Below are 23,316 nucleotides of genomic sequence, written 5' to 3' on the forward strand. Positions count from 1 at the left end.
AAGTGAGTTGAAGTAATGTTGAAACCAATCGTATCACTATTGCTAATGCTAAGTTTTCTCTTGTCTGCTTGCAGTCCCCAGAATCCGTCTGCATATGATTCAATATCACAGGAAGAATCGGTATCTAAACCAAGTGCTGAAGAGACCAATCCAGAATCAAAATCTATTTCAGTTACACAAACTTTGGATGAACCTGTTTCGGAAGAAATTGTCGATAAGGCGTTCTATATGAACTCCAATTATGTAATAAAACCTATCGATGCATCCCGGCCCAAAAAAGTCGTTTTACTTACCTTCGATGACGGACCTAAGGAAGAAAAATTGATTACATCGATTATCAACACCTTGGACAAACATCATGCTAAAGCGATTTTTTTTGTGAATGGAGATCGTGTTAAAAAACAACCTGATTTATTAAAAATGATCCATGATCGGGGGCAAATCATTGGCAATCACGCTTGGAATCATGATGATTTGAAGAAAATGCCAATCTCCGAAGCTACTAAACAGATAATTGACGTTCAAAAAATTGTGAAAGAAACGATAGGAGTCGAACCTCAATTTTTCCGACCTCCTTACGGCTCCGGAAATGACAAACTTAAGGATGCTGTCGAACAAGCAGGTTTATTATATATGACTTGGTCAAACGGATCACTTGACTGGGATATGAGCACTAAAAACAAACCCGATAAAGTAATCCAGAACGTTTTAGATCAGCTTCATCCTGGAAGCAATATTTTAATGCATGAACTACCTTGGACTGCCGAAGCTTTGGACGATTTATTAACGCAGCTTGAGCAGAAAGGGTATTCCTTTGTAGATCCGCGTGAAATCGAGCTGAAGACCCGTTAATTCACTCGTACTAAACTTCGCTAATGTGAAGAGTGCAGAGGATAGTAAAAAGCCCGGATCTATAAGTGATCCGGGCTTTTGGCTGTGGGCATACGTAATGTAATGAGATGAATCTCTGCGGGACAACATAGCCTCAGTGGAAGGTGATTCGTTCCATATCCTCGGCTAACGAGCATTTTGCCATCCCTTTTATCTTCCATACTGCGTTTCAAGGAAAACCAGCCGCTTGATACGGCACGATAAGCTTTGTTCAGGAAAATTGGCCCTAACAATGGCAAGACCATTTGCCCTCCATGAGTATGTCCACTTAATACCAAATCCACATCAAGATCTAATCTCAATGCGTCCAAAGGATCGTGGACCAACACAATTGTGGAATTTCCCTCTTTCGTTCGCCGCCCTTGTTCTCTATTTTTCTGGAACAGTAGTTGTCCCTGTTTTGAACGATAGTCTAGTCCAACCAGCTGAACTTGTTCTTTTCCCTTGTGCAAAAAAACTGACTTGTCTTGAAGAAGCTGTATGTTAGAATTTTCTAGAAGTTTTGACAGGTAAGCCGTGCCCGCTTTTTTATCATGATTTCCGTATACTACAAATGCAGGTGCCAGACTCGACAAAAGACTCATATTTTGTCTAACGATTGACCAGGAAATCCCCTCTTGGGCTACATCACCCCCGATAAGCACCCAATCAACCTTGCCTCTAAATTTCTCTACATCGTTGATTTTTAGCAGTCGCTCATGTGTATCGGACAAGTATAGAATCGTGGCTCCGTCAAATGATGTAGGAAGATGTACCAGCTCTACCTCATCCTCTGATACTACATAAGTATGAGCCTCACGCCACATATGTAACAGGAGCATTACAGCCCCGGCCAACATAGTTAAACCAATGATAACAAACATTACCACGGTACAGGCAGGAATGTATTTAAAGGAGGCGCACCTTTAATTCCCCACCACACCAAACCAACCGTTAGCATAATAAAGATAAAAATGAGTGAATTTACAAACTTTTTACTCAATCTCAAACGCCTTGAAGGATGTAACTCGGTTCGAGTTGGTAATGAACTGGCCACGGAAACTGAACTTTCATTGTGATTAGTGGTTTTTTTAGAGCGGCTTGGTGCTCGCTGCGGTAAAACTGGGCTTTCCAGAGCCGCTGTGTTGGATTTCCCTCGTGACTTCGGTACCGTAACTGAAGTAATCGTTGGAAGACCAACGCTCTCGGCAGTCGCTGCCACTTCAGGAACTAGACTCGACTGAGAAACTGTCCGTCTCCCGTTTTTCTCTTTTTTGTCCAGGTGACGTTGACGCTGACTGCCATATGTTTTCATCCTGCTTAATGGCTGATTCATGATCCCCTCCGAAAACGTATCGCTAACCCGGATATCAGGTCGATGATAAAATGACACAAAATAGGTGCCCAAAGTGTCCCGGACTGAATATAAATAAAGCCCAGGCCATAACTCGATAAAAACACCCATCCTGTTGGAATCCAGTGGCGAAGATAACGAATGTGAATAGCTGCAAATAAAATACTAGTCCAATAGGGACCAATCGCATGTTGTATAGCACCACGGAAGAGCAACTCTTCACATACAGCTACCATAGCCGCTATACATACAATATGCCAGATTGGGCGACCGCGAAACAGCAGTTCGTTAATACCTCCATCATCCATGCTTTCCTGAGGAATGACATAAGACATTACCAAATCCATGACTAGCATAATACCTGCAAGTCCAAGGGCCCACCATAAAAATTGATAATGTTCTGGCCAGGCCAGAACTTCAAATACATTTCTTTTCTGCAACAAAACCCATACAATCCCTATAATCAACGTCAGGCCTTGGGTAAAGTAGAGGTTGATTAATAGCAATCGTTCGGTTAATTGCTGAGGTTCGGCCTTTTGGATTTTAAACTTCGGAATTTTTTTGTTTTTCATTGCATGCGTCTATCCTCTTAAGTTATTTGATGAAGATATTTAGTTCATTGACCAATCCGTTATTATACTAAATGATAGCCAAAAAACCAATGCTGTTCAAGGCCTGTCCTAAGTCCCGCATTAAACCCAAAATCATTACTTAATTACAATGGTGAAGGTCGTTTCATGAAACAACATGGATAAACCGTTTTATAAGGTCACAGATGGTTTGAAGAAAGAGAATGAAGTCTCTTCACCAAACGCTGAGAGCTTATTCGTTACATTCAAATTAAAACAATTAAGCCTATTGACATGCCCGTGTAAGCCATGATACATTATGAAAAAAATTAGTCACGTAAAACACGATGATGGAAATAAGACGTTGCTTAGTCTTTCAGAGAGCCGATGGTTGGTGAGAATCGGTGGCAAGCAGATGATCTTTAGCGCTCCTGAGTTATTGCATTGAAATTGGAGTAGGTGCAATCGGTTTAGACCCGTTATCCTCTTCGGTCTTCATTGACCGCTAAGACTGTCGTTGTGAAATGGCAGTGAATTAGGGTGGTACCACGATAGCTCTCGTCCCTTATTGCGCAAGCAGTATGTGGATTGAGAGTTTTTTGATTGTTTTTGATCCAAGAAAACGGTGGAATCACCCTATCTTTTCACCCTTCTCCTCTGCTACGATAACGCGTTGTTGGAGGGAAGAATTATCGGTTCTAAGGATATGTCTCCTGCGGGAGATCAGACCTTGACGAAAATAGATATACAAACCTAAGGAGGAAGAAACCATGTACAAAGTTTTAGTGTCGGACCCAATCAGTGATCTGGGAATTCAGCAGCTGGTGGATGCAAATGATGTCGTTGTCGAGAAGAAAACCGGACTTAGTGAAGATGAACTTGTAGCCATTATCGGTGATTATGATGCACTTTTAGTTCGTAGCCAAACACGTGTTACTGAACGTATTATGAAGGCTGGCACCAAACTTAAAGTCATTGGACGCGCAGGCGTTGGTGTGGATAACATTGAGCTAGAACCTGCAACACAACGTGGTATCATTGTAATTAATGCACCAGATGGCAATACAATTACAACCTGTGAGCATACTTTTGCCATGATGATGGCACTGGCACGTCACATTCCGCAGGCGTACGCGAAAACCGTTCAAGGTACATGGGATCGAAAAACATTCCTCGGTGTCGAGTTAAGAAATAAAACACTGGGTGTACTAGGTATGGGTAGAATCGGTAGTGAGGTTGCTAAGCGTGCCAAAGCATTTGGAATGGACATTCTCGCTTACGACCCGTTCCTCACTGAAGAGCGTGCTGAAAAACTTCAAGTCAAGCTAGCAAGTGTTGACGATATTATCCGAAATGCAGATTTTATGACGGTGCACACTCCACTTACTCCGGAAACGCGTCATATGATTTCCCGCCCGCAATTCGAAGTGATGAAAAAAGGCATGCGCATCATTAACTGTGCACGCGGCGGCGTAGTTGACGAGATGGCACTTGTGGAGGCTATTGATGAAGGAATCGTTGCTGGGGCTGCATTTGACGTATTCGAGAGTGAGCCGCCAGCAGCAGACCACCCGTTTCTGAACCATCCAAGTATCATTGTCACACCTCACCTGGGTGCATCAACTGTAGAAGCTCAAGAGAACGTGGCGATTGACGTATCTGAACAGGTTCTTCACATTCTTCGTAACGAACCGTTCAAAAATGCCGTGAATATGCCTGCCGTTGCACCGACTGTCATGAACAAATTGCAACCTTATTTCAAATTGGGGGAAACTTTGGGAAGTTTCGCTTCACAGATCACTCAAAATGCAGTACAAGAGATTCGTATCGACTATGCAGGTGATCTGTCCGAAGTTGATACATCACCATTGACACGTTACATTGTAAAAGGCGTTCTGGCGAGACATTTGGGCGGTGAAGCTAATATTGTTAACTCCATGCATTTGGCTAAAATTCGTGATTTAAATGTCGTTGTGAGCCAAACCTCAGCTACAAAAGGCTTCACAAACCTGATTACTGTAACTCTCGTGACCGCTCAAGATGCTGAAGAGCGCCGTGTCGCAGGTACGCTTCTTGCAGGATATGGCGAGCGAATTGTTCGTCTAGACAAGTTCCCGGTAGATATCGCTCCGGAAAACCACCAAATTTTGATCTCTCACAACGATAAACCAGGTATTATTGGGCGTGTAGGTACCCTGCTTGGTCAAAACGATGTGAATATTGCGTCGATGCAGGTTGGTCGTAAAATTATTGGCGGTGCTGCGATTATGATTTTGACTGTTGATAAAGCTGTTCCTAAAGACGTGCTGGTTCAGCTAACGGACCTGCCTGAATTGAATCGTGCGGTAGAAATTGTACTTGATTAGTCGATCAGTTGATATCATCATTTAATCATCATTATCATCATTGTTACATGTAAACAAAGACGGGATCCGATTAGGATCCCGCTTTTTATTTGCCTGCATGTTCCTATTTTAGATACCCGCTACCACTATCATTTCACCAATATAAGAGCTGGAACATTTTTAAGAATAAAAGAATGAATAGCTTGTTCCACGTTGAACAAGATTAAACGAAATACTTCAACAAAAAAACACCCTCCATGAGAGGGTGTTTCAGCAGTTTTTGTTTGAAATTAACCTATTTCGAAGAATCCACGGGAAATTGCAAAATAAATTCCGTGCCTTCACCAAGTAAACTATTGACATGAATCGTACCTTGATGAGCATCTACGATATTTTTAACAATAGCCAGACCGAGTCCTGTTCCCACGCTTTCTCCCCTGACTCTAGCTTTATCTGCCTTATAAAAGCGCTCAAAAATATAAGGAACGTCTGATGAAGGAATACCAACCCCTTCATCTTTTATACATACCTTTGCATAAGAAGATCGCAGGTAAGTAACAATCTCAACAGTAATCTTCACATGTTTACCTGCAGGCGTGTGTCTAAATGCATTATCCAAAAGATTCGTGAACACTTGTTCCAACCTGTCTTCGTCTGCCTGTTGAAGTGTAATGACCTCCTGTTTGCATTCAAACTGAAGCTGAATGCCTTGCTCCTTCGAGCGCACGATAAACTTTCGGTAAATGCGTTCAAGAAGCTCTCCGAGCTCTACTTCTCCCATATTCATATCTGTATGTCCTGCATCCATGCGGGCAAGATCAAGCAAGTCCTTAACGAGTCTGCCCATTCGCAATGACTCATCATGAATGACCTGAATCAGTTCCTCACTCTCTTCCTGTGAAGTTGCCATACCGTCAAGTAGAGCCTCACTGTATCCTTGCATCATCGATAACGGGGTACGGATCTCATGAGATACATTGGCGACGAAGTCATTACGCATTTTCTCCATCTTCACTTCTTCGGTCACATCTCTTAAAACGGCTACTGCGCCCCGCACCACACTATCCGCATATAAGGGAGCCATCTGAACAGACCATACTCCTTGCTGGACATGAACATTGGCGTTCTGGTCGCCCCCGTGCTCCATCACTAACCTGAATAAGGGAATGAGTGGTTCTGGAACATCACGCGATGGATTTGCAGCAGGATAGCCATCCAGCCCTTCATCCTCTTGACCCCAGTCGAGGGCGTACCATGCCTGCATAATTTTCTCACCTGGTGGATTCGTCAGAATGACCTTCCCTTGACCATCAAAGGTGATTACAGCATCTGTCATGCTTCGCAGTACACTGGCCAAATGTTCTTTCTCATGATTCAGATTTCGAATCGTATCTTCCAGTTGAGCCGCCATGTGATTGAAGGTGATTGCAAGTTCACCAATTTCGTCATTCGTACGGAGTGAAAGCCTTGTTCCATAATTCCCCTTACGGATGGCATTGGCTGCCTGAATCAATTGCTGCATAGGCTGTGTAATTTTCGTAAACAGAAATAATGCAAAAAACGTAGTTAAACTGAATCCGATGATGCAGATATAAGTAAACAGCCTTTTGATGTCTCTAGATTCCGATTCAGCAAAGTTAGTGTCTATATAGGGCAACAGAAAAAGACCTAGTGCTATAAGTACACAACCCACGAGACATATAATCGTTATCCATAGTTTCCCTACTAATGATCTCCAGAAAGCAAAGTTATTTCGGAACTTCGAGTTTATAACCGACACCCCACACGGTGGTTATCATCGCTGCCGATTCAGGTGATACTTTGTTTAGCTTCTCACGGAGACGCTTCACATGTGTATCGACGGTACGAAGATCACCAAAAAATTCATAGTTCCATACGTCCTTTAGCAGCTCTTCTCTAGAGAAAACTTTGTCAGGCGAAGTTGCAAGATAGTGTAACAACTCGTACTCTTTAGGCGTTAAACTGATCTCTTCACCACCTGCTGTCACTCGGTGAGCATCATGTTCAATAACCAGATGCGGAAACACAATGTTATTACTAGAGTTACTTTCTTTGGAAAGATATGCCGTTGCAGAAGAACGACGCAAAATGGCCTTCACCCGGTAAATCACTTCACGAGGACTAAATGGCTTTACTACATAATCATCTGCACCTACTTCAAAACCTTGTACTCGATTAATCTCTTCCCCTTTTGCCGTGAGCATAAGAACAGGGGTAGACTTCACCTGACGGAGACGAGTACACACTTCAACGCCATCCATTCCTGGAAGCATGACATCTAGCAAGATCAAACCATAATCTCCAGCCGTCGCTTTACGAAGTGCCGTTTCTCCATCCTCCGCTTCATCAATTTCAAAACCTTCTTTTTCAAGATACATTTTAAGTAGTCTGCGGATTCTCTCTTCATCATCCACAACCAATATGCGATTTTCATGTTCTGACATGCCACTCAAGCCCCTTTACAATACTCCTCATCATTCTATTATGTTCCTTTTTTACGAACAATATTTGAATCCCCCCGTTGTAAAAGGGAAATCTCATAAATTTATCGTTATTTTGCCTGCCAATTACACCGAATTCCTTAATCATTCTACTCCAGCATAGGAATGTAATCCCGAGATAATCAAATTCACACCAACCAGTGTAAACATGACAACTAAGAAGCCCAGTACAGCGAGCCAAGCAGACTTCTGACCCTTCCATTCTTTAGATAAACGCAGGTGCAGGTACACACTATAATACAACCATGTAATCAATGCCCACACTTCTTTGGGATCCCAGCCCCAGAAACGGCTCCAAGCAATCTGTGCCCAAACCATAGCGAAAATGAGAGCTCCTAGTGTAAATATAGGGAATCCGATCGCAATGGCCCGATAACTGATCTCATCAAGGTCATCAGCATCTATGCCATTCATCATAGGCTGTAATACTTGTCCAAGCGGTCTGCGTACAATTAAACGAATTATTCCATATAGAATCATACCTGTGATGATTGACCAGACCACCGTATTTAGCTTGCGCCCGGCATTAACTCCGTTCATCCAAGAAGGCGTTTCAAGTAAAGGTTCTTTCATTCCGAGAAATGGTTTCATGCTCTCCACTTCGCTATTATATGGAGCAAAAATAGGAGGCATACGATAAATCACTTTCTCTATTGTACTATTTTCCTCTCCCTTTGTGTCAATGCTAACTGTTTTCTGCACGAAAACGGCTTCATATCCAGCAGAACGGAAGGCAAACACAGTTCCGAGGAATGCGATCACCACGACAATCGTAATCAATGTGAATTCCACCCATCCACGTTGACGACGAGAGGACTTATCTTTTCCACTGAAGTCTACCGTACGAAGAAGATACATAAATCCAGCTGCAAAACCAACAGCGAAAAACGCTTCACCCAATGCTGCTAGTGTAACGTGAATTTTCAACCAAATGGAGCGTAACGCTGACGTTAACGGTTGAACTTCCTGGGGAAACACGGCCGCATAAGCCATAATTATAATCGTCAATGGGAGTGCAAACAAGCCTAGAAGAGATTTTCGATAAATGGCGTAGACGACAATAAATGCAACCATAATCATCATGGACAAAAAGGACATAAACTCGTACATATTACTTACCGGAATATGGCCTGCTCCTACCCAACGGGTTATGAAGAAAACAAAATGTGCAATTAATGCAATTGTCGAAGCGATGAAGGCAAACTTACCCCAACGATTCATATGGTCAATCGGATCACGGTTACTCCATTTCTTGCCCATTACAGCAATGGCATATAACACAAACGAAGCACAATACAGAAAAAAAGATACTATAAATGCATCTCCACTGAAATCCAGTATATTCATGCTTGATTCCCCCCGTTATCCAACGACTTCTCATCCACTTCAAGATCCATTTGTTTCAAAATGCTAGCAACTTCACGTCTGAAACCAAACCAGTTTTTGTTGGTATGTCCGCCGAGTGCGATCTGCTCATCATCAAATCGAATCCATACGCGGCGATGATGCCAATAGAAACCCATCACAAGACCCAACATGACAATGCCAGCACCTACCCAGACAAAAGGCATTGCTTTATCTACGCGTATATTCAGGTAACTTACTGATTGAATAAGGTCTACCTTATCCATACTATCTACCTCTAGCTGCAAAGGAAGATCCCCACCAACAAGTTGGCGGTTGATTTCATCCTGCTGAAAGTGCTGTTTGTCGATTTGTTTGGCAAAATACAAATATTGAATCCCTTGTTCAGGTAGATCTGGACCTTCTATATGAAAGAGAAATGCAGGAGCATTGGGTGAGGGCGATTTAGATTTCGGCTTTCCCTCATCGTCCAGCGCAAAATCCATAAATTTTTCCTTAACTGTTAGTTGATAAGGCCCTGCTTCAAAGGAACGCTGCGTATCCATCATATCGATCTTGATAGATCCATATACTTCTCCTGTCTTTGTATTGACTAGATCCGGTGTAACCGAGCGAATGGTCGGCGTGAGATCATAATCAAATTGATATGCCTTCAGACCTTCGTAATTAAGCGGATGATTCACCTGAACATCGTGTCTTGCAACCTCAGCAAGTTGAGGTTTTTTCGAGGGATCCGAGCAATCAGCCTTACATTCGTACAAAACAACCTTGGTTTCAAACAGTTTGGGAATAGTTTTATTCAAGTCTTTGAAGTGCTCTGGCACTTCATCTTGACTATAAAACTCCACAGTAAACTTCTCGTTTTTTAAATACATGGAAGTGTTCGGAATTTTCTTAATTTCCCCTTCTGGAAAAGCAACGTGTTCGTCAAGGTTCAAACCTGGAAGTCCGCGGGCCAGTACAGCTAATAGAAAAATAATGAGTCCAATATGAATCACATAGGGGCCCCAACGGCTGAAACGCTGCTTCTCGGCAAACAATGCATCCCCCTGCGTATAAACACGATAATGCTTTTTTCGAAATGGCGTAACCGCTTTCTTAATCCACTCTTCTGGTGCCTCGTTCACAGATCCTTGATAGACAAGACGCTGCCTCGTCAGGAATTGCAGATGTTTTCGTATGCGCACTTTATGTAGTGCTTTATACAGCGGAAGGACACGATCCAGACTACAAATTACAAGCGAAGCCCCGATCATCACTAGCAGTAGAATAAACCACCAGGATTCATATGTATGGGACAGTCCGAGAAGATAATAAATATGGCCAAATTGACCGTAGGTTTCTTTGTAATAAACGGAAGGATCAATGTTCAGAAACGTACTCTCTTGAGGGTAAATCGTACCCAGTATTGAACCAATGAGAGTAATAACGATCATATAAACTGCAATTTTCACGGATGAGAAAAAGTTCCATATCCGATCAATGATATTGGGATTACTGCGTTGTGAACGCCGTGCCATCCCATCATAACGCATCTCCAGCACTTCGTTTGACTGAGCATCATTCTCCAGCAGCGGCTTGCCACAGGCTTCACATAATACCGTTCCTACGGGATTTTGATGACCACACTCACATTTCGTATTTTGAAACACGAATAGACCTCCTGTCAGGGCTGCTTCGCCAGTTGTGAGATTTGAGTGTCAAGTGTGTCTAAATCCAATTGTCCGATATGAATTGTGGAGATCTTACCCGTTTCAGATACAAAAAACGTGGTTGGCATTGGAGAAATTCCATACTCTCGAACTGAGTTTTTCTCCCGGTCTAGCATAATCGGGAACGTTACACCCACCTGCCGCACAAAATTCTCTACCGTCATCTGATCTTCTCCAACGTTAATTCCAACAAATTGGACACCTTTATCTTTCCATTTGTCAGCCTGCGCCTGAAGTGCAGGCATCTCTTTCACACAAGGCTCACACCATGTGCCCCAGAAATTGATAACCATCGCTTTGCCTTTATACTCATCAGCCGTGTGAACTTGCCCATCCAGGCCCAGCAGTTCAAAAGAAGGGGCTTGATCCCCTTCTTTTGGCTTGCCATTTGATCCGGATACCGATGTCGTTATCGCGTATCCGCCCAACACCAGGATCAAACACAAAATAACGATTTGCACCGTTCTTCTTGATTTCCCCATTGTGCTGCTCCCCTTTTATGTGACGATTTCATTTGTTTCCTGTTTGTCACAGATAACTGTGAACAACCTATGAACAATTATAGCGAATTTCGTCACAAAATTGCGGCGGTTTTATGAAAATTATGTGTCCTCACATTACCTTTTTTTCATTTTTTTGGCGGGTTCCGATTTCGCAAGTGTAATCAGATTGTTAACTTCCTCTTTGGTTAGGTGACGCGTCAGTCCACGCTTCAGATTTTGTAGCAAAATGCCACCAAACGAAATCCGTTTCAGTCGTGTTACTGGATGGTTGATTGCCTCAAACATACGTCTTACCTGACGGTTCCGTCCCTCATAGATCGTAATGGAAATCACAGCCTCATTGCCTGCAGTATCCACATCTTTGTATTCAATTTCCGCTGGCGCTGTCATACCATCCTCAAGCATAATTCCATTTTTGAGTTTGTCCAGTTCCGTACCATGGGGTATCCCTTTAACGGTCGCTAAATACGTTTTCGGTACGTGATGCTTCGGGTGGGTCAGCAGATGGGCGAATTCACCATCATTGGTCAGAATGAGCAGCCCTTCTGTATCATAATCGAGACGCCCTACCGGATAGACACGTTCCTTAACACCCTTCAAATAATCGGAAACAATTTTTCGACCTTCCGGGTCGGATGCACTTGTGATAACCCCTTTGGGTTTGTTCAGCATCAAATACACTTTCTTCTCACTACGGACCGGTTTTCCATTGACCGTAATCATATCCTCTTCGGGGTTTGCTTTCGTACCCAGTTCGGTTACGACCTCCCCGTTAACTTCCACTTTGCCGGACAGGATCAGTTCCTCACTCTTGCGGCGGGATGCAATACCTGCCTGTGCAATAATTTTTTGTAATCTTTCCATGTTTGTCATGTCACCTCACACTAATGATACCCATCCGACCAGGAAATCACAAGGATTATCCAATGTTTTTATGAACAGGCAGTCATGATTGCCGAATTATCTGTTTGAGGCATAGGTACTGGATCGCTTAGAGACAAAAAAAGCTTACCGATGCCACGTCCATTTTCGTTCGGACCACGCAAAGGTAAACTTTCTTTGTATACATCGTTTATAAAGATTACATTAGCTTGAAACTTTGCCTTCAACTGCAATCGGTTTTTTCTGCGGAGACCCAGCTTCTTTCACAAAATCCTGCAATGTTTTAGAAGTAATGAAATAGGTCCGTCCATTGTATACAAACGTCATCATACCAATTACCTGATAATTTTGATCAAGTACTGGTCCTCCTGAATTGCCTTGTGCCACTGCTTTTACAATGTTGCCTACGCCTGCTTTCCCATGAACATCTACTGCGTGTGAGCTATACACTCTGCTTTTTGCTATCGTATTGTATGTCTCAGGTAGATCATCATCCAAAATTAATAGATTTCCAGATGGATTTTTGGGAAAACCAATTGTGTAGACCGGTTGATTATCTCTAGCATTAGCGAATTTCACAGGTTTAGCGTCAATCGGCTTGTCCAGCTTGAGCAAGGCCATATCCGTTACGGGATCTGTTTTGATAATTTTCGCTTTGACAACCTGATTGAGTGCACCTGGACTCGCCACAGTCAATGTTCCTTTATCACCGTCAGAAATCTCGGCGTAACTTTGAACAACATGGTAATTGGTCAGCACTTCATCAGGGGATATTAAGATCGATGTCCCTACATCATAAAAAATTTTATCCGGCTCATCTGCTTTAATCAAACGTACATTCACAACTGGGAAAGAATCCGCAGTAATCGCCATCTGAGCACGTAATGTCTTGTCAAAATTACCAGTGAAGTGTATCGTCTGTTCAGCCTGAGCAGCCGCTAGTCCTGACGAACCTGTTATTAAAGTCAGGGCAAGTATACCTGTTAATCCGTAACGGAGTATCTGTTTGCAATTCATCTTCATGTTTTAACTCTCCTCCCGGTTACCATTCTAGCATAACTGATATATCGGAAGGAAAGGCGCTTTTATTTAACCAAAAACGATCAAACAAATAGCTAGTGCAGCAATGAATCCAACAACGTCTGAAAACAACCCGACTTTGAGTGCATAACGGCCATTCCGTATACCTACTGCTCCAAAATAAACCGTCAAGACATATAACGTTGTGTCTGTACTGCCCTGAATCGTTGAAGCCATACGACCAATCATAGAATCAGGACCATATGTTTTTATTAGATCGGTGGTAAAAGCTAATGAGCCTGTGCCGGTTAACGGACGTAGGATGCCCAGGGGGAGAACTTCTCCTGGAACTCCCATCCAGGAGACAAGGGGAGCGATCAGACTTATAACATAATCCAAAGCTCCCGATGCACGGAAGACACTAATAGCAACCATCATCCCGACAAGATGTGGAATGATGCTGATTGCGGTGGAGAAGCCATCCTTGGCCCCATCAACAAAAGATTCGTAGACTGGAACCTTTTTGGTAAACGCATATAATGGAACAAACGCGATAATAACCGGTATGGCCCAGACGGAAATCCAGTTAATGAAGGTTAACAAGGTTACTCATCCTTTCATGCTAGGATTACCGCTCTGGTTTTATTTGCGGTCATCTGCGGAGGGTTCTGCTTCGATACCAGCGATCTGCCATAATGGCAGCAAGTGTAGCAATAATAGTAGCCATTAGCGTTGTCCCTACAATCTCTGTGGCGTTCGCAGAGTGATAGTTCAACCTGATTGCAATCAGCGTTGTTGGAATAATCGTTATACTGGCTGTATTCAATGCCAGCAGAGTACACATCGCTGGCGAAGCTGTTTGTTTGTCAGGATTCAGCTCTTGCAGCTGTTGCATAGCCTTGATCCCCATTGGTGTAGCTGCGTTCCCTAGTCCGAGCAAATTTGCACTCATGTTGGACAAGATATACCCCATGGCTGGGTGATTTTTCGGAACGTCGGGAAACAGAAATCCAACAACAGGTCCCAGTAACTTCGCAATCCGTCCAAGTAAACCGGCATCTTCCGCCACTTTCATCATTCCCATCCAGAATACGAGCACACTGATCAGACCAAAACATACCGTCACACCCGTCGCCGCACCATCGAATGCTGCCTGGGTGACGACTTCAATTTTCCCGTTAAATGCTGCAAAAGCAAACCCGCTCAAGATCATCATGAGCCAGATCAGATTAATCATTGCATCATTCCTCCTCACACCTTGACAGCACTCAAGTCTTTGCCCTTCTATTTCGAATTAAGGAGATAATAACCGACTCAACACTGTTTTCCATGCTGAAAGCCAAGTTGTCACATCACCGATGCTTCCCAATGCAGCATCTTCAAGTTTAGGCTCCGGTGGAATATAGCTGCCTTTGTAATACACAGGAATGGAACCGATAGGTTCGTTTCTCAGCTGCATATCAATTCGGCCTGCCAGTCCAAATGAAGGGTCAGTAGACTGATTAGCCTCCGCCTTTTTAGTGACATCCTGGTTCTTCGTACGATTATCAATTAAAACCAGCTTCTTGGTTAAAGCGTCCTCTTCTCCTTTGGCGAGAGGGTACTTAAATCCACGTCCCGTTACGAGTTCCATATTCTGCACAGGCTGTTCTCGCCTAGCAATTTCAACCAGTGGAAAATTGTTAAATCCAAAATCAAGCATCCTTGCGTGATCATTCCAATCATCGCCATCATTAAGGGTCACTGCTGCGAGTTGTTGTCCGTTCCGAGTCGCTGAACTAACAAGGCATCTGAATGCTTTTTTTGTATATCCGGTTTTCACCCCGTCAGCACCTTCATACAGACCCAGCATTTTATTTTTGTTATGCCAGGAATATTCCCAGCTTTCATTGGGATTCGGAGCTGATTTATTCTCCGTCGCAACGATGCGTTTGAAAACCGGGTTATGGAGTGCGTAGGCTGTTAACTTTGCCATATCATTAGCTGTAGAATAATGGCCGTCTGCATCAAGTCCATGAGGATTCATAAAATGGGAGTGTGTCAAACCGATCTGCTCTGCCTTTTTATTCATAAGAAGAACAAAGCCTTCCTCGGAGCCCCCTATATGCTCAGCGATGGCTGAGGCAGCATCATTACCAGAGCGTAACATCAAACCGTATAGCATATTTTCCAGCGTCATTTCCTCACCTAGTTTGAGATAGAGCGAAGATCCCTCTTTGGCAAAAGCGGTTGGGGAAACCTTGACTTTTGCATCTAACTTTCCTTCCTCAATCGCAACGATAGCAGTCATGATTTTAGTCAAACTTGCGATCCGCAACTCCTTGTCCCCATCCTTGCTATACAGAATTCTCCCTGATGTCACGTCGATAAGGGCTGCACTTTGTGCATGCGTAGATGGTCCTACAACCGTTGCTTGAACAGTCGGTGTCCCCACGGTAGACAGCAATAATACAGGTAAAATCATTCCTACAATAGCCTTCATTAATTTTCCCATCCACATTCCTCCGGGTCCTTGGAATCTTGTACTATCCTATGTTCGGACAATCTGGAGTATGTCCTTCTCCGTTAAAAACATCAAAAATCCCTCTTGCACCGTAGTGCCAGAGGGATTAGCAATTTAACCATATATCTTAGCTATACGTTGTACGATCCGTCGTCACTCGAACATCATGTTCATGTTCCGTTGTACCATGATTACGCTGACGGAACATTTCCTGAATACGATCAAGGACATAAGGTGTAGAATCAATCAATTTTTCAAACAAGTGCGTGGAATTATCAAGCGGCACGATGTGCACACCTTGCTTGCCAACGACTAGAAAAGCGATTGGACGGATGGATACACCACCGCCACTACCGCCACCAAAGGGAGAAGCGACCTTCGCGGAATGAGCATGTTCCGTTGTGCTCGATGTGCCACTTCCTTTTCCATCACTTACATTAAAATCACTTCCGCCTGCCGCAAAGCCAAATCCAACTTTACTGATCGGCAAAATGACGGTACCATCCGGTGTCTCTACAGCATCGCCAACGATTGTATTGACATCCACCATGGCCTTGATATTTTCCATTGCTGTTTCCATTAAGCCTTGAATTGGATGATCTGACATCTGCATTCCCTCCAGTTTCAATGTAAGCTACGTAAGTAGAACTAACTCAAATGATTTGTTCAACTTATATAGGTTTTTGATCTAAACATATCATCCCCAAACTTACATGGAGTTATGTAATCAAAACAGGGGACCGTATGATGTGGTTTGGGAGTTAACAAAAAATTGAATTCACGGACCGGCTATGTTCCGGATTTATGATCTTCTTTATCCACAATATGCTTATATTTTTTCTTTTCTTTAAACTTCTGACGTTCCTGTTTGAGGAGCTTAAGCCACATTCGCCAGCCTCCTTCAACGTGCAGCACACGGGTAAGCAACCTTCCCCCTGCAATAAAGATCGACAACATACGAATCTGAAGTTTAAAATCCAATTCCATTCTGAACTCCATCTCATCTGACCAAACGGGAAGCACTTCAAGGTCAGGGACCGTCCTGAATCTCATCTGATACGTTAAAAAACCAATAATCATCGATTTTACACTCCATAGCCAGCCCGATAACATCGCCGTATAAGCGGCATCACCTACTCCAAAGGCAGTAGACCAGAACAGATTCGTAATATGGACTCGTTTGAGTGTTTGCTTAAACCAAATCTTCAGAGCTTCCGTTGCTTTGAGCATGACTTTTACTTCATTTGCCCAATTTTCCACTTTGCGTTTGTTCACCCGCTGACTCCCGAGCACTTCTCCTCTGGAATGATTCATGGAGTGTTCGGTTTTAAACAGGAAGCCTTCTTTCATATTTCGAAAAATAATGCTCGGAATCTCGTAATTCATCCGCACGAGGCCGTACATCATTCGAACATTGATTTTGGCATAGTCATCGCTCTTATGTTTACGGAATACTACATGCACATGAACATTTGAGATGAGGACCGCGGCAATCAGCAGTGCGACGAACAAACCGATTCCTCCAAACCAGATCCACACAGGCCTTACCTCCAAGCCCTCAATTCTTTTCATGTCTAGTATGGCATTCTATACTGGAAAAAATTCACGCTTCAATGAATTTGACCAATTTCTTCCGAACACACCGACGTGGACATAAGACCTTTTTTATGCAGATGACATCTAAATAGGAACAAAAAAAAACAAAGCAGATTTACCTCCACTTTGTCCCTATATGTGTACTATTCTCTTATCAAGACGATGAATCTTCAGAATCATCATTTGGATCAAATACGTTGTCTTCTTCCGGCATCACGGTTCCTTCTTCAAATTCAAACTCACTCTGCACATCAGTATTCTCAGCGCCAGGCTGTTGCATATCTAGTTTATCAAATAATAATTGCGTTTCTTCTTCCAAATTTTCAGAATCTTCAAACAATCCTGGTTCCGGAAGATCTTTAATCGAGGCGAGTCCAAAATAATCCAGAAACGACTTGGTCGTTCCGTACAAAATGGGGCGTCCGATCGCTTCTGCTCTCCCCACTTCAACAATCAGATCTTTGTTCACAAGCGTATGAATTGCACGTTCGGATTTCACACCGCGGATTTCTTCAATCTCCACTCGTGTAATAGGCTGACGGTAAGCTACAATGGCCAACGTCTCCAAAGCCGCCTGAGATAATGACGTGCGTGCAGGGGAATAGGCTAGCTTCTCAAAATATGCTGCGTGTTCCGGCAATGTCCCGAGTTGCACGACACCAGCAATCTTCATAATCTGTACGCCCCGACCTTGCCGGGAAAAATCGAGAGCCATTTCCTCAATTGCATCCGTAACCAGCTCGACTCTTTGGTCAACGATCTCAGCAATTTGTTTTACACTCAGGCCTTCTTCTCCGGACAAAAACAGCAGACCCTCAATAATCGACTTCAATTTCGGAAAATCCATGATTCGTTGTTTCCCCTCTCCACTCCATAACAATATCCTCAAACAACCGTTCCTGATAACAAACAATCTGCTTCATCTTCATTAGCTCCAGCACCGCGAGAAAGGTCACCACAATCTCATGCCGATACATCTGGTCATCCATGAGCTTAGAAAATAATATGCGTCCTCCAGGGCCGACACCCTGCAAGGCACCGATCACTTCGCGTATACGGTCTTTGACCGATATCTCATCTCGTTTGATCCGAGTGACTGTTGTACGTTTCTCAGCCTTGCGTAGAGCCTTCTGAAACGCCGCAATGAGATCTGAAGTGTGCAGACCTTGCACCGGATTAGATTGTTCCTCCACAGGCATATAAGGGCGAAGATCTTCGGGTTCTTTGGAAAAAATAAGACTGCGCTCCCATTCTCGTTCATGCAGATGCCGCGCAATTCCTTTATATTTGCGATATTCGATAAGACGTGCAATCAATTCGGCACGCGGATCATAATCTTCATCTTCCATATAGTCATAATCCTCGAAATCCTCGATTACCGGTGGTTTGGGCAGTAAAAGTTTACTCTTGATCGACAGCAGTGTAGCTGCCATCACCAAAAATTCACTTGTAATATCCAGTTCCAGCTCCTGCATGGAATGCAGATACGCCATGTACTGATCGGTAATATCGCTGATGGGAATATCCTGGATGTCAATCTCAGCCTTGTCAATCAGATGAAGCAGCAGATCCAAAGGCCCTTCAAAAGTCTCCAGTTTGTATGTAACTACCGTCACTAGACGAATCCTCCCGCCAGAAAAATACAAAACCCTGCCAGCCATTCGAAGCCGGTCACCCGTTTTCGATCTGCGCTAAGCAGGGCACTACTATTAAATAAGCACTATTTTAGCTGTTTCGTCAAGTTCGCCATTTCAATAGCAGCTGTAGCTGCATCCCAACCTTTGTTCCCTGCCTTCGTTCCAGCACGCTCAATCGCTTGCTCGATGTTCTCGGTAGTAACCAATCCGAAGATGGTAGGCACGCCAGTTTTCAGATTGATCGCCGCTACCCCTTTAGCCATCTCGTTGCAGACATAATCATAATGTGTCGTGGAGCCACGGATAACAGTGCCCAGTGTAATAATCGCATCATATTTGCCGCTTTCAGCCATTTTCTGTGCAATTAGCGGGATTTCAAATGCCCCTGGAACCCAAGCCACATCCACTTCATTGTCCTGCACACCGTGACGTTTGAACGCATCCAGCGCCCCACTCAACAGTTTGCTCGTAATAAATTCATTAAAACGTCCAACAACCACACCGTATTTTAAACCTTCTGATACTAAATGTCCTTCAAAATAGTTAGGCATTTTCGTCATCTCCCTGTCAATATGTTCATGTTATAGGTGCTACAATTACTAACTGAAATATCCAATATTTACATACAGTGAAACCCAACATTCAAACCCTAGGTTCATTCAAAATTAATGCTCGTTCTGCTCCATGTCGTCAAACTCTAGCATATGACCGAGTTTCGATTGTTTGGTGTGAAGATAAGCTGTATTGTCCACATTCTCCTTCATCTGAATGGGAACTCGCTCAACAACTTCCAATCCATAGCCTTCCAGACCTTTAATCTTGCGCGGATTATTGGTTAACAATCGAATCTGACGCACACCGAGATCTTTCAGAATTTGAGCACCAATTCCATAATCACGAAGATCAGCAGCAAAACCAAGCTTCAGATTGGCATCCACGGTGTCCAGCCCTTCTTCTTGCAACTTATACGCTTTGAGTTTGTTGATCAGACCAATCCCGCGGCCTTCCTGTCTCATATAGAGAAGTACGCCGTTACCTTCATCATGAATCTGTTTCAAGGCTGCATCAAACTGCGGACCACAATCACAACGGTGAGAGTGGAATACATCTCCAGTCAGGCACTCTGAGTGAACACGTACAAGGACTGGCTTGGAACTGTCAATTTCACCTTTAACCAGAGCAACATGTTCTTTGTGGTCTACTGCGTTCGTATAAGCCACTGCCTGGAATTCTCCAAAATCCGTTGGCATACGTACAGACACTTCACGTTTTACCAGCTGTTCCTTTTCATTCCGGTAACGAATCATGTCTTGTATGCTAATCAGCTTCAGGTCATGTTTGCGTGCAATCTCTTGCAGATCAGGAAGTCGTGCCATCGTGCCATCTTCTTTGATCACTTCACAGATCACACCTGCGGGATAGGACCCGCACATGATTGCAAGATCAACCGCTGCTTCTGTATGTCCAGCACGGCGGAGTACACCCCCGTCCTTCGCAATCAGAGGAAACATGTGACCCGGTTTGCGAAAATCACTGCTTTTGGCATTCGCATCAATTAGACCTTTGACCGTAATCGAACGCTCGTGCGCTGAAATGCCTGTTGTTGTGTCCATATGATCTACCGAAACGGTGAAAGCTGTGCCATGGAAATCCGTATTTTGCTGCACCATCGGTTTCAAATTCAGTTCGTCGGCACGCTGCTGTGTAATCGGTACACAAACCAGTCCTCTGCCTTCAGTGATCATGAAATTGATTACCTCTGGGGTCGCCTTTTCCGCCAAAGCGATAAAGTCACCTTCATTCTCACGATCTTCATCATCGACCACAATCACCGGTTTACCACGCATCAGATCGTTAAGAGCTTCTTCAATTGAATCAAGGACGGATGGTTGAGATTGTTCTGACATCAGTGCACCCCCTGTTAACAGTTTGTTTTTTTATTTTTTGGTCGGTTAAGGAACTAAGTTCCCCATTTTATTCTGTTTCATTTTTGTATGGACGGATTAAGCGAATCCGTGATTGGATAGGAACTCCTCACTGATGCTACGCGGTTTTTTTGCAGGCGTTTCTGCATGCCCCTTGCCATACTGCAACAGATGATCCACATATTTGCCCAAAATATCACATTCGATATTGACGGTATCGCCGGGCTTCTTCACATGTAATACAGTCTCTCCAATCGTATGAGGAATGATTGAAACGGTGAAGGAACCCGAGGTCGCCTGCACGACCGTTAGACTTATCCCATCCACAGTGACCGAGCCTTTGGGGATTAAAAATTTAAACAGCTCACTGTCATCTGGCCTGATCTCGAACACAACTGCATTCTGATCTCGCGTGATTCTGACGATAACTCCTGTCCCATCCACATGCCCCTGCACGATATGACCACCAAATCGTCCGCCGGACAACATGGCTCGTTCCAGATTGACCTTACTGCCGGATTGAAGCTGGCTGAGATTCGTATGACGATACGTTTCGGGCATGACATCTGCAGTGAAACCTCCGCCTTCCAGCGTGGTTGCAGTCAGACAGACCCCGTTCACCGCTACGCTGTCACCAATCTTGAGATCTTCCATTACGACAGAGGCACCGATGTTCAGAACTAAAGCCTCGCCTTTACGTCCAATGCGCCGGATCTGACCAACTTCTTCTACCAAACCCGTAAACATTCTATCGTCCTCCTATTCTGGCCAAACTGGAATGCCGCCAATGCTGATATTATCTCCAACTTGCTCAATTTCCAGCTGATGCAATTGGATCGCCTGACTCATCCGCTCGACACCTTCAAAACGGAAACTTCCAGGGGTATCATATCCACCCACAATTTTCGGAGCAATAAACATGAGCAGACGGTCTACCAGCCGCGCTTCTAACATCGCGCCGTTCAATGTACCACCGCCCTCAAGGAGAATGGAGCCAATCTCACGCTCTCCCAGCTTGCTCAGCCCATGCAATAAATCCACGCGCGGCCCAGGCCCGCAACGGATCACTTCAACGCCGTATGCTTCAAGACGTTCAGCCGCTTCCTGGCTGGCCTCGTCGGTCGTGAGCACCCATGTTGGTGCAAGGCCGTCCTTGACCATCTTGGAGCCTACAGGCAGACGCAACTTGGAGTCCACAACGATTCTTACCGGGCTGATGCCCTCTACTTGCAGACGGGTCGTTAACTCCGGATTATCGGCGATAACCGTGTCTACACCAACCATGATACCTTGATGACGATGACGAAGTGCATGCACAATCTCCCGTGCTGGCTCATTGGAGATCCATTTGCTATCTCCGCTGCGCGTAGCGATTTTTCCATCCAGTGTAGATGCTGTTTTAAGGGTAACGAAAGGAAGACCTGTCGTAATAAACTTGATAAATTTTTCATTCATCCGACGTCCGCGTTCGCGCAAAACACCTACTTCCACCTCGATGCCCTGTTGACGCAACATGCCGATGCCTGTACCCGAGACCTGCGGATTCGGGTCTTCACAACAGACGACCACACGTTTGACCTTCTCATGGATCAATCGTTCACTACAGGGTGGTGTTTTACCATAGTGACTGCAAGGTTCAAGAGTCACATAGACGGTGCTTCCCTCCGCCTCACTTCCAGCCATATTAAGTGCATGTACTTCTGCGTGGCCTGTACCTCGTTTCAGATGACTTCCCAAGCCAACGACCCTTCCATCTTTAACAACGACACATCCTACGACGGGATTAATGCCCGTCTGCCCTTGAGCCCGTTCTGCCATATCCAGTGCTAACGCCATATAAAATTCATCATTGATCATTTCCATATCCGTTCACCCCGCGGTTATAATCTTGTACTAAAAAATCCCCGCCGAACGATCCGTTCGATGGGGATGATGGAAGACTAATGTCATCTGTAGGAGAGATGAAACACAACAATACCGACACTCAATCCAACCTTATAGCAGGTAAGTGAAAACAAACACATACCTTATTGCATGCAAAATCAGACCTAAAGAGTTGCATGCAACAACAGGGTAAAGAGTTTCTATTAAACGGTATTATGCATCGGAAAACTCGTTAACCGCGAGCATTCCCCGCACAACATCATTTGTTGCTGAATGTTGTACGACATCACTCCTGCGGAGTGCAGCCTAACTGGCATACACCCACTCCTTCTCCCATCCAGACTATACTGTCGGTTCTGGAATTACACCAGATCAGCCATCTGCCGCAGGCAGACAGGTCACGGACTTTGTTATGTTGATGCAAAATTTTGAATACAAACGCTGCTTCAACATGACATCACCGCCGGTAGGGAATTTCACCCTGCCCTGAAGGATTCGCTTTCGTTATTAATTGGATGTTAGCACTTTAATGTCAAAAAATCAATTTATTTTTGTTTCTTTTTATCATATACTAACTTTTAATAAGCATTTATGTATTATTTTATCCGCATCTCGCACGAGACACGGAT

General features: G+C 44.1%; 23 protein-coding genes, 1 riboswitch and 1 other annotated feature. Of the genes, 2 read left to right on the forward strand and 21 right to left on the reverse strand.

The genetic code is table 11. The annotated features are described in order from the left end of the window. Positions 1 to 15 precede the first annotated feature (15 nt). A complete protein-coding gene (locus tag PQG66_RS08770) occupies positions 16 to 852 on the forward strand; it encodes a polysaccharide deacetylase family protein (protein WP_272037310.1) in 837 nt (278 codons plus the stop codon). A gap of 59 nt (positions 853 to 911) precedes the next feature. Here the strand turns inward: PQG66_RS08770 and PQG66_RS08775 are convergent, their stop codons facing one another. From PQG66_RS08775 to PQG66_RS08785, 3 genes are read right to left on the reverse strand one after another with little or no spacing between them, the layout of a single operon-like run. Further along, positions 912 to 1,730: a metallophosphoesterase gene (locus PQG66_RS08775; protein ID WP_272037311.1), complete on the reverse strand. Its 819-nt coding sequence runs from the start codon at positions 1,728 to 1,730 to the stop codon at positions 912 to 914. 23 nt (positions 1,731 to 1,753) lie between these two features. Then, entirely contained in the window at positions 1,754 to 2,206 is a 453-nt protein-coding gene (locus tag PQG66_RS08780) for a hypothetical protein (protein ID WP_272037312.1), read from the reverse strand. Continuing rightward, entirely contained in the window at positions 2,203 to 2,796 is a 594-nt protein-coding gene (locus PQG66_RS08785) for a type II CAAX endopeptidase family protein (protein WP_272037313.1), read from the reverse strand. The genes PQG66_RS08780 and PQG66_RS08785 overlap by 4 nt, the downstream gene beginning before the upstream one ends. A gap of 335 nt (positions 2,797 to 3,131) precedes the next feature. Then, positions 3,132 to 3,362, forward strand: a binding site (T-box leader). A gap of 201 nt (positions 3,363 to 3,563) precedes the next feature. Here PQG66_RS08785 and serA point away from each other — a divergent pair. Further along, the gene (gene serA, locus PQG66_RS08790; RefSeq protein WP_272037314.1) at positions 3,564 to 5,159 is read left to right on the forward strand and encodes a phosphoglycerate dehydrogenase; all 1,596 of its coding nucleotides are present in this window, start codon (positions 3,564 to 3,566) and stop codon (positions 5,157 to 5,159) included. A gap of 274 nt (positions 5,160 to 5,433) precedes the next feature. On the opposite strand, the gene PQG66_RS08795 is transcribed toward serA, so the two are convergent. The 18 genes from PQG66_RS08795 to ribD form a co-directional block, all read right to left on the reverse strand. Further along, positions 5,434 to 6,831 (reverse strand): ATP-binding protein, encoded by a 1,398-nt coding sequence (locus PQG66_RS08795; RefSeq protein WP_272037315.1) that lies wholly within the window; start codon positions 6,829 to 6,831, stop codon positions 5,434 to 5,436. Between the two features lie 55 nt (positions 6,832 to 6,886). Beyond that, entirely contained in the window at positions 6,887 to 7,603 is a 717-nt protein-coding gene (locus PQG66_RS08800) for a response regulator transcription factor (protein ID WP_272037316.1), read from the reverse strand. A 141-nt stretch (positions 7,604 to 7,744) separates the two neighbouring features. After that, a complete protein-coding gene (ccsA, locus tag PQG66_RS08805; RefSeq protein WP_272037317.1) occupies positions 7,745 to 9,007 on the reverse strand; it encodes a cytochrome c biogenesis protein CcsA in 1,263 nt (420 codons plus the stop codon). Continuing rightward, the gene (gene resB, locus PQG66_RS08810; protein ID WP_272037318.1) at positions 9,004 to 10,677 is read right to left on the reverse strand and encodes a cytochrome c biogenesis protein ResB; all 1,674 of its coding nucleotides are present in this window, start codon (positions 10,675 to 10,677) and stop codon (positions 9,004 to 9,006) included. Before resB ends, ccsA begins: the two co-directional genes overlap by 4 nt. A 14-nt stretch (positions 10,678 to 10,691) precedes the next feature. After that, the gene (locus PQG66_RS08815; RefSeq protein WP_272037319.1) at positions 10,692 to 11,219 is read right to left on the reverse strand and encodes a redoxin family protein; all 528 of its coding nucleotides are present in this window, start codon (positions 11,217 to 11,219) and stop codon (positions 10,692 to 10,694) included. Positions 11,220 to 11,354: 135 nt separating this feature from the next. Then, complete coding sequence (locus tag PQG66_RS08820) at positions 11,355 to 12,104, reverse strand: pseudouridine synthase (protein ID WP_272037320.1); 750 nt, start codon at positions 12,102 to 12,104, stop codon at positions 11,355 to 11,357. A gap of 222 nt (positions 12,105 to 12,326) precedes the next feature. Continuing rightward, entirely contained in the window at positions 12,327 to 13,145 is an 819-nt protein-coding gene (locus PQG66_RS08825) for a S1 family peptidase (protein WP_272037321.1), read from the reverse strand. Between the two features lie 66 nt (positions 13,146 to 13,211). After that, positions 13,212 to 13,745, reverse strand: coding sequence for a spore maturation protein (locus tag PQG66_RS08830; protein WP_272037322.1), 534 nt, complete (start codon positions 13,743 to 13,745; stop codon positions 13,212 to 13,214). A 49-nt stretch (positions 13,746 to 13,794) separates the two neighbouring features. Beyond that, positions 13,795 to 14,379, reverse strand: coding sequence for a nucleoside recognition domain-containing protein (locus PQG66_RS08835; protein WP_272037323.1), 585 nt, complete (start codon positions 14,377 to 14,379; stop codon positions 13,795 to 13,797). A 57-nt stretch (positions 14,380 to 14,436) separates the two neighbouring features. Beyond that, positions 14,437 to 15,636, reverse strand: a complete 1,200-nt coding sequence (locus PQG66_RS08840; protein WP_272037324.1) for a D-alanyl-D-alanine carboxypeptidase family protein — start codon at positions 15,634 to 15,636, stop codon at positions 14,437 to 14,439. Positions 15,637 to 15,772: 136 nt separating this feature from the next. Continuing rightward, a complete protein-coding gene (ytfJ, locus tag PQG66_RS08845) occupies positions 15,773 to 16,252 on the reverse strand; it encodes a GerW family sporulation protein (RefSeq protein ID WP_272037325.1) in 480 nt (159 codons plus the stop codon). A 182-nt stretch (positions 16,253 to 16,434) separates the two neighbouring features. Beyond that, a complete protein-coding gene (locus PQG66_RS08850; protein WP_272037326.1) occupies positions 16,435 to 17,184 on the reverse strand; it encodes a DUF2953 domain-containing protein in 750 nt (249 codons plus the stop codon). Between the two features lie 211 nt (positions 17,185 to 17,395). Beyond that, positions 17,396 to 18,088: an SMC-Scp complex subunit ScpB gene (scpB, locus tag PQG66_RS08855; protein WP_272037327.1), complete on the reverse strand. Its 693-nt coding sequence runs from the start codon at positions 18,086 to 18,088 to the stop codon at positions 17,396 to 17,398. Further along, a complete protein-coding gene (locus PQG66_RS08860) occupies positions 18,057 to 18,857 on the reverse strand; it encodes a segregation and condensation protein A (protein WP_442955065.1) in 801 nt (266 codons plus the stop codon). The genes scpB and PQG66_RS08860 overlap by 32 nt, the downstream gene beginning before the upstream one ends. A 104-nt stretch (positions 18,858 to 18,961) precedes the next feature. After that, on the reverse strand, positions 18,962 to 19,429 hold the full coding sequence (gene ribH / locus PQG66_RS08865; protein WP_272037329.1) for a 6,7-dimethyl-8-ribityllumazine synthase: 468 nt from the start codon (positions 19,427 to 19,429) through the stop codon (positions 18,962 to 18,964). Between the two features lie 114 nt (positions 19,430 to 19,543). Further along, the gene (locus tag PQG66_RS08870) at positions 19,544 to 20,785 is read right to left on the reverse strand and encodes a bifunctional 3,4-dihydroxy-2-butanone-4-phosphate synthase/GTP cyclohydrolase II (RefSeq protein WP_272037330.1); all 1,242 of its coding nucleotides are present in this window, start codon (positions 20,783 to 20,785) and stop codon (positions 19,544 to 19,546) included. A gap of 96 nt (positions 20,786 to 20,881) precedes the next feature. Continuing rightward, complete coding sequence (gene ribE, locus PQG66_RS08875) at positions 20,882 to 21,550, reverse strand: riboflavin synthase (protein ID WP_272037331.1); 669 nt, start codon at positions 21,548 to 21,550, stop codon at positions 20,882 to 20,884. A 12-nt stretch (positions 21,551 to 21,562) separates the two neighbouring features. Continuing rightward, on the reverse strand, positions 21,563 to 22,666 hold the full coding sequence (ribD, locus tag PQG66_RS08880) for a bifunctional diaminohydroxyphosphoribosylaminopyrimidine deaminase/5-amino-6-(5-phosphoribosylamino)uracil reductase RibD (protein WP_272037332.1): 1,104 nt from the start codon (positions 22,664 to 22,666) through the stop codon (positions 21,563 to 21,565). A gap of 342 nt (positions 22,667 to 23,008) precedes the next feature. Continuing rightward, positions 23,009 to 23,185, reverse strand: a riboswitch (FMN riboswitch). Positions 23,186 to 23,316: the final 131 nt, after the last annotated feature.

It is taken from the genome of Paenibacillus sp. JJ-100, assembly GCF_948329825.1.
Classification (GTDB): Bacteria; Bacillota; Bacilli; order Paenibacillales; family Paenibacillaceae; genus Paenibacillus.